Raw genomic sequence first — 15,054 nt, 5'->3', positions numbered from 1 at the left:
CCGGATTGCTTCGTCGCTTGGCTTCTTGTGATGCCGACGTTGAAGGCCCGGACTGCTCTCCGGGCTTTGGCGGTTGTGGCGCGAATCCTAGAGTGTTTCATTATATGAACCAAAGAGGAATTTTGATATAATAATTGGTTGCTAAGGTGATTTCGCGCGGCTAAGCTCGGGACAAGAAGATCTCAGGGAGAAACCCGGACGACAGGGGCGACAGTCGGCGACGGCGCATCCTTGTTTGTCCTGCTCGATTGCATCGAGCCGAGGGAGGCGTGTGATGGTGACGAACGGTGATGGCTCGACCGTTGTCGAGGCGGTGCGGCATGGCGCTGTGCTGCTGCTCACGCTCAATGGCCCGTCGAGCCGCAATGCCATGGGCCCGGCCGTCTATCAGCAAATTCAAACCCAGCTCATCTCGGCCGGCTCGGATCCCACGGTCCGCGCGGTGGTGTTGACCGGAGCCGACAAGTTCTTTTCCTCCGGCGGCAATGTGCGCGCCCTCCAGGGCAGCGCCAAGGGCACGCTGGCCGAGGCGACGGGAAATACCGACAAGCTCAACGCGATGGTGAAGGCCATCATCGACTGTCCCGTTCCGCTGATTGCCGCCGTGGAAGGTGGCGTGGCCGGCGCGGCCGTCTCAGCGGTTCTGGCCTGCGACATGATCGTTGCGTCCCGCGATGCCAAATTCACGGTCGCGCATGTTCGCGTCGGGCTCAGCCCGGATGGCGGCGTGACGCATTTGCTGCGCTCGGCACTGCCGCGGCAGATGATCATGCAGATGTGCCTGCTGGGCGAACCGGCCTCCGCCGCGACGCTGGCGACCGCGGGTCTGGTCAACATGCTGACGGACGACGGCGGCGCCCTGCAGGCGGCGCTCGCGCTGGCCCAGCGCCTCGCCGAGGGACCGCCTTTGGCGATGGCCAATATCAAGCAACTCATCAACGCCGCGCCGGAAGTCGATCTCGCGACCCATCTGGATCGCGAGGCGCGGGCCATCAATCTGGCGCGTTTCGGGCCCGAGGCGGCGGAAGGCCTGTCGGCCTTTCTCGAAAAACGCCGGCCGGATTTCGGCGCGGCCCGAAAATCCGGTGAACTATGACGATCCTTCGGATCCGCGGGTTGGATGTCGGCTGCTTGGATGCCTGGCCGACAGACGAGCCGCCGAGACGACCCAGCAACGACCTTGTTTGTCCGAGGCATCCCGCACTGGCCTGAGTCACGCGCACCACAAGAAACGAACAATCAATCAAGGAGGAAGCCATGAAGATCACCCGTCGGACCCTGCTGGGCAGCATGGCCGCAGCAGCTTCATTCGGTCCCGCCTACGCGGCCTCGTCTGGCGATGGCTGGCCGGATCGCCCGGTCAAGATGATTTCGCCCTACGGTCCCGGCGGAGCCAGCGACATTTCCTTGCGGATTCTTGCTGATCAGTTCGAGCGGCGCCTGGGCAAGAAATTCTTCGTCGAGAACAAGCCCGGCGCGGGCACCCGGATCGCGAACGAGACGGTCGCCCATGCCGACCCGGACGGCTACACGTTTCTCTACGCCGCCGCGCCCTATTCGACCGCCGAGGCCTTGTATGGCAAGCTCAGCTATGATCCGCACAAGGATCTGCGGCCGGTCTCGATGGTGATTCTCGCCTCGATCTTCCTGATCGTGAATGCCAAGGCGCCCTACAAGACTCTCGACGAATTCATCGCATACGGAAAATCAAAGCCGGAGGGTCTGACCTTCGCGTCTCCCGGCGCCGGATCACGACCGCATCTGGCAGGCGAACTGCTGTTGAAGACAACAGGCACCAAGGGCATCAGCGTTCAGTTTCGCGGCGACGCCACCGCCTATACGGAGCTGCTCGCGGGACGCGTCGATGCGACGTTTTCGGCGATCAGCGCGGCGCTGCCGCATATCAAGGCCGGCACCCTGCGGGTGTTGGGATGCGCGTCGGCTCAGCGCAGCGCCGTTTACCCCGAGGCGCCAACGCTGGTCGAGCAAGGACAGGATATCGTCGCCGACGGCTGGTACGGATTTCTTGCGCCCGCCGCGACGCCGACTCCGATCGTCGACAAGATGCAGGCTGAAATCAATCACGCCCTGTCGGACGACAGCGTGAAGCAGAAATTGCTGGCTCAGGGCCTCGAGACCCACTACCTGCCCGGCCCGGAATTCGGCGCCTTCATCGACGACGAATCCAAGAAGTGGGGCAAGATCATCGAAGAGGCGGGTCTCAAGCAGCCCTGAGTTCATCAAGACTCACGGCGCGCGCTGTCGTCTCCAGCCGATCGGGGGCCCGTCGAACGTGTCGGGCCACCCGACGGTGCGAGGCGCCGCGCGCAACGAAGCTATTGAGCCATTGGGGCGAATGGAGGCCACGCATTGAGTGACAGTCAGCAACACAGCGCCGGAATGATCGAACGCCTTGTCCGCAAGCGGGACTTCTACGCCGGCGCCTTGGTCGTCTGCTTCGGTGGCTACATCGCCCTGAAGGGAGCCGGCTACGGAATCGGCACGCTGACGCGGGTGGGATCCGGTTTCCTGCCATGCGTGATTGGCGTCACGCTGGTCTTTGTCGGCCTCGCGATCGCGCTGAGCGCGCTCGCCAGTGCGGATGGGGAGGACGAGAACATCCTTCCGGCAAACAAGGAGTGGCTGGCCTGGGGCTGCATTCTGGCATCTCCGGTCGCCTTCATCCTGTTCGGCAAATATTTCGGTCTGGCTCCTGCGAGTTTCGCCTGCGTGTTCGTGGCGGCGATGGGCGATCGTGAGGCGACGCTCAAATCGTCATTGGCTTTGGCCGCGGTGATCACGACCGTCGGCGTCGTGCTGTTTTGGTATCTGCTTCAGGTCCCGATGCCGCTTGTGACCTGGAGGGGATGATGATCGCAACAGCTCTCGCCGATTTGTGGCAAGGCTTCGGCGTCGCACTCGAGCCACACAACATCATCTGGTGTTTTCTCGGCGTGCTGATCGGCAATGTGGTGGGCGTTCTGCCCGGCATGGGGCCGCTTGCGACGATCTCGATCCTATTGCCCCTGACCTATGGCATGCCGCCGGTCGGCGCGATTCTGATGCTCGCCGGCGTGATGTACGGCGCCCAATATGGCGGCGCCATCTGCTCGATCCTGTTGAACCTGCCGTGCCATCCGCCGCATGCCGTGACTTGCCTCGATGGCTTTCCGATGACCCAGGCGGGCCGGGGCGGAGCCGCGCTCGGCGCCACCGTATTTGCCTCCTTCGTCGGCGCCTCCTGGGGCATCACCGAGATGATCTTCCTGGCGCCGGTGCTGGTGAAAGTGGCGCTCGAATTCGGGCCGGCCGAAATCTGCACGCTGATGCTGCTCGGGCTGCTGGCCGGCTCGACGCTGGCGCGCGGCTCGCCGCTCAAGGGCGTCGCCATGACGTTGATCGGCCTGATGCTGGGCATCGTCGGCACCGACATTCAGACCGGCGCCGAGCGCTTCACCTTCGGCTTCACTCATCTGTATGACGGCATCGAGATCATCGCGCTCGCGCTCGGCCTGTTCGGGATCGGCGAGTTCATGAACAATGTGAACCAGATCAAAGTCGGCAACACGCAATACGCGAAAATTTCCCTGAAGGACCTGCGGCCGTCGCGCGAGGAAATGCGGCGCACGATCGCGCCGATGCTGCGCGGCACGCTGGTCGGCAGCCTGTGCTCGCTGATACCCGGCACCGGCCCGACCATCGCCTCCTTCGTGGCCTACGCCACCGAGAAGAAGGTGTCGAAGACCCCCGAATTGTTCGGCACCGGCATGATCGAGGGAGTCGTCGCGCCCGAAGCCTCGACCCATTCGTCGGTACAGGGCGATTTCATCCCGACGATGAGCCTCGGCATCCCGGGCGACGCCGTGATGGCGCTGCTGCTCGGGGCGCTGATGATTCAGGGCATCGTTCCGGGACCGCAACTGATCAAGGAACATCCCGATATTTTCTGGGGCCTGGTGGCGAGTTTCTGGATCGGCAACATCATGCTGGTGATCCTGAACGTGCCGCTGATCGGCGTCTGGGTGAAGATCCTGCTGGTGCCGTACAAGTATCTCTATCCCAGCGCGATGTTCTTCATCTGCATCGGCGTCTATGCGGCCAACAACGACATGTTCCAGGTCGGCGAAACGGTGGTGATCGGTTTTGTCGGCTACGTCCTGCTGCGTCTCGACTTTCATCCGGCCCCGGTGCTGCTCGGCTTCGTTCTCGGGCCGCGCTTCGAGGAAAATTTTCGTCATGCGATGCTGATCTCGCGCGGCGACCTTGCGGTCTTCGTGGAGCGGCCGATCGCGGCGATCTTCCTCGGCCTGTGCGTTCTGTTGGTCGGCTTGCAGATCTTCACGCGGTTTCGTCCGAAGCCGCGCGAACTGCGCCATGCCTCCGGCGCCGTCGCGCCGGGTGGGGCGCCGGCCTCCGGCTCTGTGAACGCGGCCGCGCCGGCAAGCGCGCCGTGGCCGTCGCAACACCGCGTCATTGCATCGTCAAACCAAGAAACAGAAGGCAAACATCGATGACTGGGCCGCTGACGGGTCTCAAGGTTCTGGATATCGCCACCATCATTGCGGCGCCGTTCGCCGCCACGCTGCTCGCCGATTACGGCGCCGACGTGCTCAAGCTCGAACTGCCGGGCGATGGCGATGGCGTACGGTCGTTTCCGCCCCACAAGGAGGGCAAGCCGTTATGGTGGAAGACCGTGAACCGGAACAAGAAGTTCGCCACCCTCGATCTGAGAACCCCTGAGGGCGTCGCCCTGTTCAAGAAACTGCTGCCGCGCTTCGATGTCCTGATCGAGAATTTTCGCCCCGGGACGCTGGATCGATGGGGATTGTCGAAAGAGGTGCTGTGGTCGATCCAGCCGAGATTGACGATCCTGCGGGCGACCGGTTTCGGACAAGACGGCCCCTATCGCGATCGTCCCGGCTTCGCCCGGATCTTCGAGGCGATGGGCGGATTGACCTACATCACCGGCGAGCCCGACGGCGAGCCGATGCATCCGGGTTACCCGATCGGCGACGCCATCGGCGGGCTGTTCGGCGCCATCGGGGTCCTGGCCGCGCTGTGGAAGCGCGCGCGCGACCCCGCCGCCGGGGGCGAGGAAATCGATCTCGCTTTGACCGAAGCGACATTTCGTCTGCTCGAGATTCTGCCGGTCGAATTCGACCAGCTCGGCTTCGTCCGCAGCCGGATCGGCAATGGCAATGGTTACTCCGCGCCCGCGGCGGTGTACCGCACCAAGGATGAGCGCTGGGTCACCCTGGCAGGATCGACCAATGCGCTCTATGCGGCCAATTGCCGGGCCATCGACCGGCCCGATCTGATCGACGATCCGCGCTTCGCCAACAATGTCCGCCGCGTCGAGCATTCCGCCGAATTGAACGACGTGTTCGCGACATGGTGCGCGGCGCATGAGCTGGATGAGGTGCTCGCGCGCTTTTCCCAGGTTCACGGCACGATTGCGCCGATCTACGCGATCGATCAGATCGCCGCCGACCCCCAGGTCGTGGCGCGCGAGATGATCACGCGGGTGCCCGACAAGGATTTCGGGTCGATCGCCATGGTCAACGTCGTGCCGCGGTTCACGGTCGATCCGGTGCAACTGCGCAGTACCGGCGGCGCGGTCGGGCAGGACAATCCGGAAGTCTATCGGTCCTGGCTCGGACTAACCGACCACGAGGTCGCAGAGCTCGAGAGCAGAAAGGTGATCTGAGGCGCCTGCGCTTGGGCTTGCCGCCAATCGATCACGCGAGACTCGATGGCGGGCAGCGGCCCGGCTTGCCGCCGCAAAACCTTTTTGCCCCGCCTTCGCCATATTTGATCCTGGTCAAGGTTGTCCCCGCGCAATCGGCAGATGCTTCAGCCACTGCATCAAATGCAGGGGGATTCAGTGATGACTGTCGATATCCTACTATTGGCCGCCGCTGCGGCATCCACTGTTCTGATCCTGTTCGGCGTGGTGATCCTGGGGGATTTCCAGGCCCAGCCGTGCAAGACCCGGAGCAATGCGCAGCCGCATGCTCACTAACCCGGGCTGCGGATCTGACATCCAGGCCGGGCGCGGCGCCTGATCGCGAGAGGCGCGGATGATAGTGCCTCCCGCGTGATAGGCGGTCGCGGATCGTGAGAGCCGCCGCGCGATCACTTGCGGTTGTGCATTTTGCGAAGCGATCAGTTGCGACGTGATGTCGTGCGACACGGTCGCTCGCAGGGTGGTGATCCGCAGCGTGGTTAGTTGTGACGTGGTCAGTTGCGACGTGAGTTATACCAAAGGGCGCGGCCTCTCGTTGGTCATGCCCGCCCTTGTGCCGGGCATCCACGCCTGAAGCCGTGCTGGATCAAAGGCGTGGATGGCCGGGCATTCGCCGCGCCGAAGGGGCTTCGGCCTCGCAGGCGGGACAAGCCCGGCCATGACGCAAAGATGAGTCGAAGCCAATCGCCTTTGGTATTAGCTTGCAGCGTCGCGTCACTTGCTGGCGGCTTCGACGAGGTCGCGTTTGATGATATCCAGCAGCGAGTGCAGGATTTCCGGCTGCTGCGCCGCCGCCGGCCGTGGATCAGGGGACGTGGCGCGCTCGATCACCAGCGACATCGCCCGCACCCGTTCGGCAACGCTCGCGCGCGGCGGCCGAGCCGGCGTGGATGCTGTCGTCATTGGGGTGGCGATCGGCGTCTGATCAGGGGATCGGCCGCCCAGTCGATCTTGTGCCGGCATGGTCGATGGGCTTGGCGTCTGCCGCAACAGCGACGCCGCTGGCATCGCGACCATCGGCAGCGCCGGTGGTGCGGCCTTCGACGATGGGCTCGGTAAGGCTTTGGCGAACCGCATTGCGGCCAAAGGCTCGGAGATCGCCAAAGGTTTGGAGATCGGCACGGGCTTGGAGTTGGGCAGCGGCCGCGCTATGACCCGGGCGGATGTCGGGCGAGCATGATCGGGCTGGGCGGGCGAACAGATGAAATTGCCGTGTAGCACGTCCTCGCGCCGCCCCATCACAAACAGCGTCATCGAATAGGCCCAGGCCAGCGCGATCACGCAGATGAGGCTGGTTTCAAGCATCGGCGCGAACCTGTGGTCCGCGGCCTTGCCGCCGCTGCGCCGATTGGATCGCATCAGCAGCGGCCCTCGCGGGGCGCATGCCCATGCCGCTCACGATCCGCCGCTGAGTAATGCTGCGATCGCCGCATCGCATTGCGCCGGCGCTACTCGCCGTCACAAGGCGCTGCTGATCACGATCCGATTGCGGATTTAGCCTCATCCCGGTCGCCCCCCAGTCCATTGATTCCGCAAGCGGCTTGCACCTGCAAGTGGAATCTGAGGGGGCGACCAGCTGTGCGCTGGCCCTCGACACAGCAGCGCGCCGGAAGCGGGGCTCCGGCGCGCTGTTTAGCCAGTCAAAAGCGGCGTCGGTTCAGGACCGTGACAGCACCGGCAGGCCGAGCATCGAGGAGAACGGCGCGGGATTGTCCATCAGTTTCGCAGATCCCTCCTGGTTGGCTGCCAGCGACGAAAACGGCTCCTGGCTGCTCGAGAGCGAGGAGAACGGCTCGGAGCCGATCAGCAGCGGACCGAACATGGTCGAGAGGAAGAAGTTCGGATTGGTCAGCTCGGGAAATCCCAGCGATCCGAAGGTCGTCCTGGATTCGGTCAGGCGCGGGGCACCGGAAATATTGGTCGAGGACCCCAGCAGCGACGCCGAGCCGTTATGGCCGGCACCGTTGTACAGCGGCTTGCTCGAGCCGTGGCGGTTGAGGATCGCATCGGCCTGGCCGCCCTTGCCGAAGGGCGGGTCGACAGTGATGACGCTGCCGCTCTTGCCATTGGAAGCCAGCTTGGCATTGTCGAAATTGTTTGCCTTCAGCTCAGCCAGAGCCGCCGATGCATTCTTGCTGTCATCATACAATCTGGTGATCTGCGTCATACTTAGTTACCTTCCTCTTGGCTATCCACGTTCGGGTCGACGTCGGGACTATTAAAACATAGCAGCTTTTCGGGTTCCAGATGTGTCACATTTTTGCGGTGCGAGATGCGACTTTGGCAGTTGAATACCGCGGAAAGCATTTAGATACCGGCCGAAAATCCGTGCGCGTCAATATGGTGATCGGCGGGTAAATTTGCCGCGTCGCCTGCCACGCCGGCAAATTGATGCGGTCCCGACCCCGTGGTCATGGCACTGACGTCGCGCCATGCGACAGCAGCGGCGACTGCGGTGCAGCGTCGGCCCGCGGAACTCGATCGCCGCTGCGGCGTAGACATCGAACACGGGGAATTCAACGCAATGGAAACCGTCGCAGGCACGTCCTGGTGGGCCGCCGGGGTGCTGTACCAGATCTATCCACGCTCGTTTCAAGACAGCAATGGTGACGGCATCGGCGATCTCGCCGGCATCATCGCGCGGCTGCCTTACCTTGTCGATCTCGGCGTCGATGCGATTTGGCTGTCGCCGATCTTCCCGTCGCCGATGGCGGATTTCGGCTATGACGTCGCCGACTATGTGGGGATCGATCCGATCTTCGGCACCATGGCGGATTTCGACGCGCTGGTGGCGGCGGCGCATGGGCATGGTCTCAAACTGATTCTCGATCTGGTGCCGAACCACACCTCGGATCAGCATCCGTGGTTTGTCGAAAGCCGCTCCTCGCGCGACAATCCGAAGCGCGACTGGTATTTGTGGCGCGACCCGGCGCCCGACGGCGGGCCGCCGAACAATTGGCTGTCGGAATTCGGCGGCAGCGGCTGGCAATATGACGAGGCCACGCGGCAATATTACTATCACGCCTTCCTCGCCGCGCAGCCGGATCTGAACTGGCGCAACCCGAAGGTGCGCGAGGCGATCTATGACGTGATGCGGTTCTGGCTGCGCAAGGGCGTCGATGGGTTTCGCGTCGACGTGATCTGGCACCTGATCAAGGACGATCAGTTTCGCGACAACCCGCCCAACGCCGATTTCCGCCCCGGCATGCCTCCGCATGCGGCGTTGCATCCGGTGTATTCCGCCGACCGCACCGAGACGCTGGAGGTGGTCGCCGAGATGCGCCAGGTGATCGAGGAATTCGACCAGCGGCTGCTGATCGGCGAGATCTATCTGCCGATCGAGCGCCTGGTCGCCTATTACGGCCATGAACTATCCGGCGCGCATCTGCCGTTCAATTTCGCGCTGCTGTCGGCGCCCTGGCATGCCCGTAGCCTTGCCGAGTTGATCGATCGCTACGAGCAGGCGCTGCCAAAGGGAGCGTGGCCGAACTGGGTGCTGGGCAATCATGATCGCCCGCGGGTCGCCAGCCGGGTCGGACCCGAGCAGGCGCGGGTCGCCGCGATGCTGCTGCTGACGCTGCGCGGCACGCCGACGCTGTATTATGGCGACGAGATCGGGATGCAGCAGGTCGATATCGCGCCCGACCGGGTGCAAGATCCGTTCGAGAAGAATGTCCCGGGCATCGGGGTCGGCCGCGACGGCTGCCGCACGCCGATGCAATGGGACGAGTCGGCGCAAGCCGGGTTCTCGACGGCCGCGCCGTGGCTGCCGCTTGCCGACGACGCCGCGCACAACAATGTCGCCAACCTTGCCGCGGATGCGCAGTCGATCCTCAGCCTGTACCGGGCGCTGCTGGCCTTGCGCAAGCGGCTGCCGCAATTGTCGCGCGGCGACTATCAGCCGCTTGCCGCCACCGGCGATCTGCTGCTGTACCGGCGGCAATGCGACGGCGAGACCGTGCTGGTCGCGCTCAATCTCGGCGCCGCGCCGATCGCGCTGGTGTCGGACCAGATCGGGCTCGATGGCGAGATCCTGTTGTCGACCGCGATGGACCGCGCCGGCGAACGCGTCGGCACCAGCCTCGATCTGCGCGGCAATGAGGGGGTGATCGTCGGCCGGGCGCCCGAGCCGGTGATCTGAGCGCGATCCGGAACGGGAGTCCGGTTGTTCGCAACCGCTGATGCGCAAACAAAGCGGCAGTCGGATGATCTCCCGAGCGATCCCGCTCGCCGATCGAAGCCAGATCTGCAGGCTTTGTTTACGATGTGCTGCGATCATGCCGGCACAATCGAGCAGGAGAGTTCCGGTGCGCGTACGAGTCGTGTTGGCCATGGCGGCCGTGGTGATGATGTCGGGCTCCGCATTCGCGGCCGATTATGCGGCGGTTCCCTATCGGCCGGCCTACCGGTCCCCCCGCGTGGCCTATCTGCCGCCGCCGGTCGGCATTCGCGCCGCGCCGCCGGTGATCTGGGTCGAGGCCCCGCCGCAATATGTCCAGCATCTGGTGCCGACGACGGGCTGCGGCGGCTGCGGGCCGCGTTACGTCGCGGTCGGCGAATGGCAGCGCATCCCGCCGCCGCATCCCTGGGACCGGCTTTTCTGGGACTATGGATATTGAGCGCTGCAGTGACGGTCGCCTCTTAGGCCGGATGGCCGTGACCGTCGATATCGCTGCGCTTGAGCAGATAATCCAGCCCGCCGACGCGGTACCAGTGATAGCCGTAGCCCTCGAGCTTTAGCGTGTGGCGGCCCTTGGCGTCGGCCTGGCTGTGGTCGTCCGACAGCAGATTGATCAACGCGTTGCCGTCGTCGCCCGGCAGTCCGGTGGCGAATGACACCTCGCGCTGCTTGTCGTCGAGATTGTGCACGAACAGCACCGAATTGTTGCGCCAGTCATAGCGGATCACCAGCACCGCCGGATCGCGGGTGGCGATCACCTTGAAATCGCCCCAGCCGATTTCCGGCACTTCCTTGCGCATCCGGATGATGCGCTCGGTCCAGTTCAGCATCGAATTCGGCTCGCGGCGCTGCTGGGCGACGTTGACGTGCGGATAGCCATAGGGGCCCTCGTCGATCAGCGGCATGGTCGGCTTATCGTTCTTGCTGAAGCCGGCCTGCGGCTCGGTCGACCATTGCATCGGGGTGCGGGCGCAGTTGCGCTCCGGCAGATCGAGATTGTCGCCCATGCCGATTTCATCGCCATAGCGAATCACCGGGGTGCCGGGCAGCGTGCACATCAGGCTATAGGCCATTTCCAACCGGCGCTGATCGCCGCCCAGCATCGGCGCCAGGCGGCGGCGAATGCCGCGGTCGTAGAGCTGCATATTCTTGTCCGGGCCGAATTTCTTGAACACCACCGCCTGCTGTTCCTTGGTCAGCCGGCCGAGATCGAGTTCGTCGTGATTGCGCAGGAACAGGCCCCATTGCGCGGTCGCGGGCCTCGGTCTTGTGGCCGCCAGCGCCTTCGCCAGGGGGCGAGAATCGGCGGCGGCCAGCGCGTAGAACAGGTTCTGGTTGACCTGGAAATTGAACATCATGTGCATGCGCTCGCCGTCGTCGCCGAAATACTCCATATCGGTGTCGGGCAGCACGTTGGCCTCGGCCAGGATGATCGCGTCGCCCCTGCGCCATTGCAGGAATTCGCGGAACGTCCGCAGCATGTCGTATTGCTCGACCGGCTTCTTGACCTTGGCGCCCTTGGTGGCGATCACGAAGGGCACCGCGTCCATCCGGAATCCGGAGACGCCGAGTTCGAGCCAGAATCCCATGATCTTCAGGATCTCGGCCTGGACATGGGGATTCGAGGTGTTGAGGTCGGGCTGGAAATCGTAGAAGCGGTGGAAGTACCAGGCCTTGGCCTGCTTGTCGTGGCTCCAGGTCGATTTCTGCACGCCGGGAAACACCATGCCGGTATCGGCATTGGCGGGTTTCTTGTCGGCCCAGACATACCAGTCGCGAAATGGCGAATCCGGCGACGACCGCGCGTCCTTGAACCAGCTATGCTGGTCCGAGGTGTGATTGACGACCAGATCGATGATCACCCGAATGCCGCGCTGCTTGCAGCCATGGGTGAATTCTACGAAATCGCCCAGCGTGCCGTAGCGCGGATCGACGCCGTAATAGTCCGAGATGTCGTAGCCATTATCCTTGCCGGGCGAGGGCTGAAACGGCATCAGCCAGATCGCGGTGACGCCGAGCCCACTGAGGTAATCCAGTCGCCGCAGCAAGCCGGTGAAATCACCGATGCCGTCGCCATTGGCATCCATATAGGTGCCGACCGACAGGCAATAAATGACGCCATTCTTGTACCATAGATCATCGATCATCGGCTGGGCTCGCGATTGCGGGAGGATACACCCTGCTGCGGATGGCATCGCATGGTCAGACCCACCCGAACCGCGGAGCCCACCCCGATCACGCTCAACTCAGCGCCACGCCGTAGTAATCGTCGATCTTTTTGGTGCCGGTCCAGTCGTAATCGGCGCCGCGGTCGTATTTGGGCGCGCCCTGCAACTGGTCATTGGTCACCATGGTCTGGTAACCGCCGAGCTCGACATTGTATTTCAGTGACGGCCAGGGCAGCGGATAGTGATCGTCGCCGATGCCGAGGAAGCCGCCAAAGCTGAGCACCGCATAGGACACCCGGCCGGTGCGTTTCTCAATCATCACCCGCTCGATCGATCCGATCTTTTCGCCGTCGGCGCCGAACACCGCGGTCCCTTCGACCTTGTCGCTTCCGATCAGGCTGACGGTTTCTCGTTCCTGCGTCGTCATGGTCGATCTCCCTGTTTGACCGGAAACAACCGATTGAGCCGCGAACCGTTCCGAAATTGGTCCTGTTCGGCGTCGTCGCCGGGAACCCGGAGACCGGATTTGTGAAGCCGCCGGCTCTTCACAAACGGTGGAATCGTTCATATGCTCAGGCTTCCTGAAACAACGAAAGGAGGTGATCCAGTGTCTCACTCGAAACGCTGTCACCTCGCTGAGGCCGCCCGCTAAGCTTCGTCGGCTCACTTTGCCCGGCCTGGCATGGGCGTCTCGGCGCCTGGGAACCAGCGAGATAAGAGGGGCGCGTCGGATCCACTCCGGCGCGCCTTTCTTTGTGGCTGTCTCTTGTTCCTGTCCTAAGAGGCTCCCTAAAAAGGGATCATTAGAAACAGACCTTCAATCGTCGTTGCGAGGAGCTCTTGCGACGAAGCAATCCAGTCTGTGCTTGGCGCACCTGGATTGCTTCGCGGTCGGACGGCGCGAAGCGCCGTCCTCGGCTCGCAATGACGACATCAAGTTGGATCTATTGGTTGCTTTTTCAGTCAGGCTCTATGATGCCTCTGTCATAAGATCCGTCGCTGATAGTGTCGCGCCTGATGCGCCCCGCATCGCGGTGAGAGAGAAAGCCGTCCATGGCCGAAGCCCCACAATTATTCACCGATGGCCAGGCCTATGAGCGGATCATGGGGCGCTGGAGCCGCGTCGTCGGCGTCAGCTTCCTGGATTGGCTCGCCGTGCCGGCCGGCCAGCGCTGGCTGGATTCCGGCTGCGGCAATGGCGCCTTCACCGAGGAAATCATCAGCCGCTGCGCGCCGGCCGCGGTCCATGGCGTCGATCCGTCCGAGGGCCAGATCGGCTTTGCGCGCGCCCGGCCGGCAACGCGGCTGGCGCAATTTGCGATCGGCGACGCGCAGGCGCTGTCGTTCGGCGACGGCGATTTCGATGCCGCCATCATGGCGCTGGTGATCGCGTTCCTGCCGGATCCGGCGCGCGCGGTCGCCGAATTGAAGCGGGTGACGCGGCCGGGCGGCTTCGTCGCCACCTATATGTGGGACATCGCCAATGGCGGCACGCCGCTGGCGCCGGTCGGCCGCGCGATGCGCTCGCTCGGGATCCCGCGCGGGGTCCGTCCCAATGAGGACGCCTCGGGCCTGGCGGCGATGCGGTCCTATTGGGAGGGCGCCGGGCTGGTCGCGGTCGAGACCAAAGTGATCCGGATTTCCGTGGCCTATTCCGACTTCGACGATTACTGGGCCAGCAACAGCGCGCCGGTCGGGCCGCAGGGCGTGCTGATCAGCCAGATGCCGCCGCAGCAACGCGACGCGCTGCGGGCGCGGCTGCGCGAGCAGTTGCCGATCGCCGCCGACGGCAGCATCAGCTACCACGCCATCGCCAATGCGGTGAAGGGCCGGGTGCCGGACTAGCCGTGAACCGCCGCCGCGGACTCAATCCGCCAGCGACAGCATGACGCCTTGGTCTGGCGCAACTCGGCCATCCAGCGTCTGGCGATAAAGCCGCTCGACCGCCGCGGGTCCGCGACCCTCGGCAAGCCTGATCCAGCGCTCAAGCCGCGGTGCGAAGCCCGCCCAGGCCGCGCCGAAGCGCTGCTCAATGCCGCCCGGCCCCCACTGCCTGGCGCGCTTGCCGATCTGGTCGGGCGCAAAGAACCCGACCGGCGCGGCGCCGGGCAGGTCGGTGTGCTCGGGCGCGACGCTCTGATGGGTCAGTCCGATGCGGCCGCTGTAGCGCACGGCGTCGCCGAAATGCCGATGCAGCCGCGCCCGCAGCTCGGCATTGCCGGCCATGTCGACAGAGGCGACCGGCTGGTCGGCGCGCATCAACTCCAGCTCGTCATAGACCACCGCCTCGTGATAGCAGCCGAGCGATTGCACAAACGCCTTGTTGCCGGCGGAGGTCAGGCCGATCACCTCGATCGGCTGGCGCTGGCTGTGCAGCAGATGCGCGAGGCCAATCGCTGTCTTGCTCGAGGCGCTCGACAGCAGCACCCGGGTGGCGCCGAAGAAATCCGCTTCGGCGAGAAAGTCATCGACCAGGAACGACAGCATGAACAGCGGCCGCAACAGCGCCTGGTAATCGCCCTGAATGCCCGCATAGGCCGGATCGCCGCCGACCCGCGCATAGACGTTGTAGACCGGCGCCACGCCCTGGCGGTGCGGCGCCGCGTCGCGCAGCCCGCGCTTGCTGACGTCGGCAGCCGCGATGGTCAGATGCGTTGCCATCGGAAAATAGCCGAACAGGCGCTCCCCGCTCGCAATCATCGGGTGCTTCGAGGCGATCACCTCGCCGAAGCCCCAGACCGGAATGATGCCGAAGCCGTCCGGAGCCGGAAACAGCTGCCAGTACTTCAACCGATCGCCCAGCATCGCATAGGTGATGTTGTTGGCGGTGAAGGCGAAGCGGTCGACCTTGAGGAGCAGCGCATCGTCGGGCAGGTCGGCGATCGCAGGCGGCGGCTTCTCGATCAGTCGGCAATGCTGCAGGTCGTTGCGGCCGACGATGAACTGAGAGCCCTGCATTG

14 protein-coding genes are annotated in these 15,054 nt (G+C 64.0%); 9 read left to right on the top strand and 5 right to left on the bottom strand.

Going from position 1 to position 15,054, the window contains the following annotated elements; genetic code table 11:
- Nucleotides 1-274: 274 nt before the first annotated feature.
- The 6 genes from RBJ75_RS18200 (at nt 275) to RBJ75_RS18175 (ending at nt 6,022) form a co-directional block, all read left to right on the top strand.
- Complete coding sequence (locus tag RBJ75_RS18200) at nt 275-1,096, top strand: oxepin-CoA hydrolase, alternative type (protein ID WP_044403974.1); 822 nt, start codon at nt 275-277, stop codon at nt 1,094-1,096.
- Between the two features lie 161 nt (nt 1,097-1,257).
- Nucleotides 1,258-2,235 (top strand): Bug family tripartite tricarboxylate transporter substrate binding protein, encoded by a 978-nt coding sequence (locus RBJ75_RS18195; protein WP_044403971.1) that lies wholly within the window; start codon nt 1,258-1,260, stop codon nt 2,233-2,235.
- 135 nt (nt 2,236-2,370) lie between these two features.
- Nucleotides 2,371-2,871 carry a tripartite tricarboxylate transporter TctB family protein gene (locus RBJ75_RS18190; RefSeq protein ID WP_234707277.1) on the top strand — a complete coding sequence of 167 codons (501 nt, stop codon included), beginning with the start codon at nt 2,371-2,373 and terminating at the stop codon, nt 2,869-2,871.
- Nucleotides 2,871-4,514 carry a tripartite tricarboxylate transporter permease gene (locus RBJ75_RS18185; protein WP_080900794.1) on the top strand — a complete coding sequence of 548 codons (1,644 nt, stop codon included), beginning with the start codon at nt 2,871-2,873 and terminating at the stop codon, nt 4,512-4,514. The genes RBJ75_RS18190 and RBJ75_RS18185 overlap by 1 nt, the downstream gene beginning before the upstream one ends.
- The gene (locus tag RBJ75_RS18180; protein ID WP_044403966.1) at nt 4,511-5,707 is read left to right on the top strand and encodes a CaiB/BaiF CoA transferase family protein; all 1,197 of its coding nucleotides are present in this window, start codon (nt 4,511-4,513) and stop codon (nt 5,705-5,707) included. The genes RBJ75_RS18185 and RBJ75_RS18180 overlap by 4 nt, the downstream gene beginning before the upstream one ends.
- A 180-nt stretch (nt 5,708-5,887) precedes the next feature.
- Nucleotides 5,888-6,022, top strand: a complete 135-nt coding sequence (locus RBJ75_RS18175; protein ID WP_276156657.1) for a hypothetical protein — start codon at nt 5,888-5,890, stop codon at nt 6,020-6,022.
- 438 nt (nt 6,023-6,460) lie between these two features.
- Here the strand turns inward: RBJ75_RS18175 and RBJ75_RS18170 are convergent, their stop codons facing one another.
- Both RBJ75_RS18170 and RBJ75_RS18165 read right to left on the bottom strand, forming a co-directional pair.
- Nucleotides 6,461-7,027 carry a hypothetical protein gene (locus tag RBJ75_RS18170; protein ID WP_317528514.1) on the bottom strand — a complete coding sequence of 189 codons (567 nt, stop codon included), beginning with the start codon at nt 7,025-7,027 and terminating at the stop codon, nt 6,461-6,463.
- Nucleotides 7,028-7,403: 376 nt separating this feature from the next.
- Nucleotides 7,404-7,913 (bottom strand): hypothetical protein, encoded by a 510-nt coding sequence (locus RBJ75_RS18165; protein WP_044403961.1) that lies wholly within the window; start codon nt 7,911-7,913, stop codon nt 7,404-7,406.
- Between the two features lie 357 nt (nt 7,914-8,270).
- Here RBJ75_RS18165 and RBJ75_RS18160 point away from each other — a divergent pair, with 357 nt between their 5' ends.
- Both RBJ75_RS18160 and RBJ75_RS18155 read left to right on the top strand, forming a co-directional pair.
- Entirely contained in the window at nt 8,271-9,887 is a 1,617-nt protein-coding gene (locus RBJ75_RS18160; RefSeq protein WP_044404048.1) for an alpha-amylase family glycosyl hydrolase, read from the top strand.
- A gap of 166 nt (nt 9,888-10,053) precedes the next feature.
- Nucleotides 10,054-10,365: a hypothetical protein gene (locus RBJ75_RS18155; RefSeq protein ID WP_044403958.1), complete on the top strand. Its 312-nt coding sequence runs from the start codon at nt 10,054-10,056 to the stop codon at nt 10,363-10,365.
- Nucleotides 10,366-10,387: 22 nt separating this feature from the next.
- Here RBJ75_RS18155 and RBJ75_RS18150 read toward each other — a convergent pair whose 3' ends face one another.
- Together RBJ75_RS18150 and RBJ75_RS18145 are read right to left on the bottom strand one after the other, a co-directional pair.
- Entirely contained in the window at nt 10,388-12,073 is a 1,686-nt protein-coding gene (locus RBJ75_RS18150; RefSeq protein WP_044403956.1) for an alpha-amylase family protein, read from the bottom strand.
- A 94-nt stretch (nt 12,074-12,167) separates the two neighbouring features.
- Nucleotides 12,168-12,521: a PRC-barrel domain-containing protein gene (locus tag RBJ75_RS18145; protein WP_044403953.1), complete on the bottom strand. Its 354-nt coding sequence runs from the start codon at nt 12,519-12,521 to the stop codon at nt 12,168-12,170.
- A 626-nt stretch (nt 12,522-13,147) separates the two neighbouring features.
- Here RBJ75_RS18145 and RBJ75_RS18140 point away from each other — a divergent pair.
- The gene (locus RBJ75_RS18140; protein ID WP_044417395.1) at nt 13,148-13,939 is read left to right on the top strand and encodes a class I SAM-dependent methyltransferase; all 792 of its coding nucleotides are present in this window, start codon (nt 13,148-13,150) and stop codon (nt 13,937-13,939) included.
- Between the two features lie 21 nt (nt 13,940-13,960).
- Here RBJ75_RS18140 and RBJ75_RS18135 read toward each other — a convergent pair whose 3' ends face one another.
- Entirely contained in the window at nt 13,961-15,052 is a 1,092-nt protein-coding gene (locus RBJ75_RS18135; RefSeq protein WP_044417397.1) for a DUF2855 family protein, read from the bottom strand.
- Between the last annotated feature and the right edge of the window lie 2 nt (nt 15,053-15,054).

Origin of the sequence: Rhodopseudomonas sp. BAL398, from assembly GCF_033001325.1 — a bacterium.
Lineage (GTDB): Bacteria > Pseudomonadota > Alphaproteobacteria > Rhizobiales > Xanthobacteraceae > JARJEH01.
This window is presented reverse-complemented; position numbering and strand designations above follow the sequence as displayed.

Bases quoted from the DNA above. Each gene is read 5' to 3' on its own strand.
- RBJ75_RS18200 (WP_044403974.1), top strand. From the start codon at position 275: ATGGTGACGAACGGTGATGGCTCGACCGTTGTCGAGGCGGTGCGGCAT.
- RBJ75_RS18195 (WP_044403971.1), top strand. From the start codon at position 1,258: ATGAAGATCACCCGTCGGACCCTGCTGGGCAGCATGGCCGCAGCAGCT.
- RBJ75_RS18185 (WP_080900794.1), top strand. From the start codon at position 2,871: ATGATCGCAACAGCTCTCGCCGATTTGTGGCAAGGCTTCGGCGTCGCA.
- RBJ75_RS18180 (WP_044403966.1), top strand. From the start codon at position 4,511: ATGACTGGGCCGCTGACGGGTCTCAAGGTTCTGGATATCGCCACCATC.
- RBJ75_RS18175 (WP_276156657.1), top strand. From the start codon at position 5,888: ATGACTGTCGATATCCTACTATTGGCCGCCGCTGCGGCATCCACTGTT.
- RBJ75_RS18165 (WP_044403961.1), bottom strand. From the start codon at position 7,913: ATGACGCAGATCACCAGATTGTATGATGACAGCAAGAATGCATCGGCG.
- RBJ75_RS18160 (WP_044404048.1), top strand. From the start codon at position 8,271: ATGGAAACCGTCGCAGGCACGTCCTGGTGGGCCGCCGGGGTGCTGTAC.
- RBJ75_RS18150 (WP_044403956.1), bottom strand. From the start codon at position 12,073: ATGATCGATGATCTATGGTACAAGAATGGCGTCATTTATTGCCTGTCG.
- RBJ75_RS18145 (WP_044403953.1), bottom strand. From the start codon at position 12,521: ATGACGACGCAGGAACGAGAAACCGTCAGCCTGATCGGAAGCGACAAG.
- RBJ75_RS18140 (WP_044417395.1), top strand. From the start codon at position 13,148: ATGGCCGAAGCCCCACAATTATTCACCGATGGCCAGGCCTATGAGCGG.
- RBJ75_RS18135 (WP_044417397.1), bottom strand. From the start codon at position 15,052: ATGCAGGGCTCTCAGTTCATCGTCGGCCGCAACGACCTGCAGCATTGC.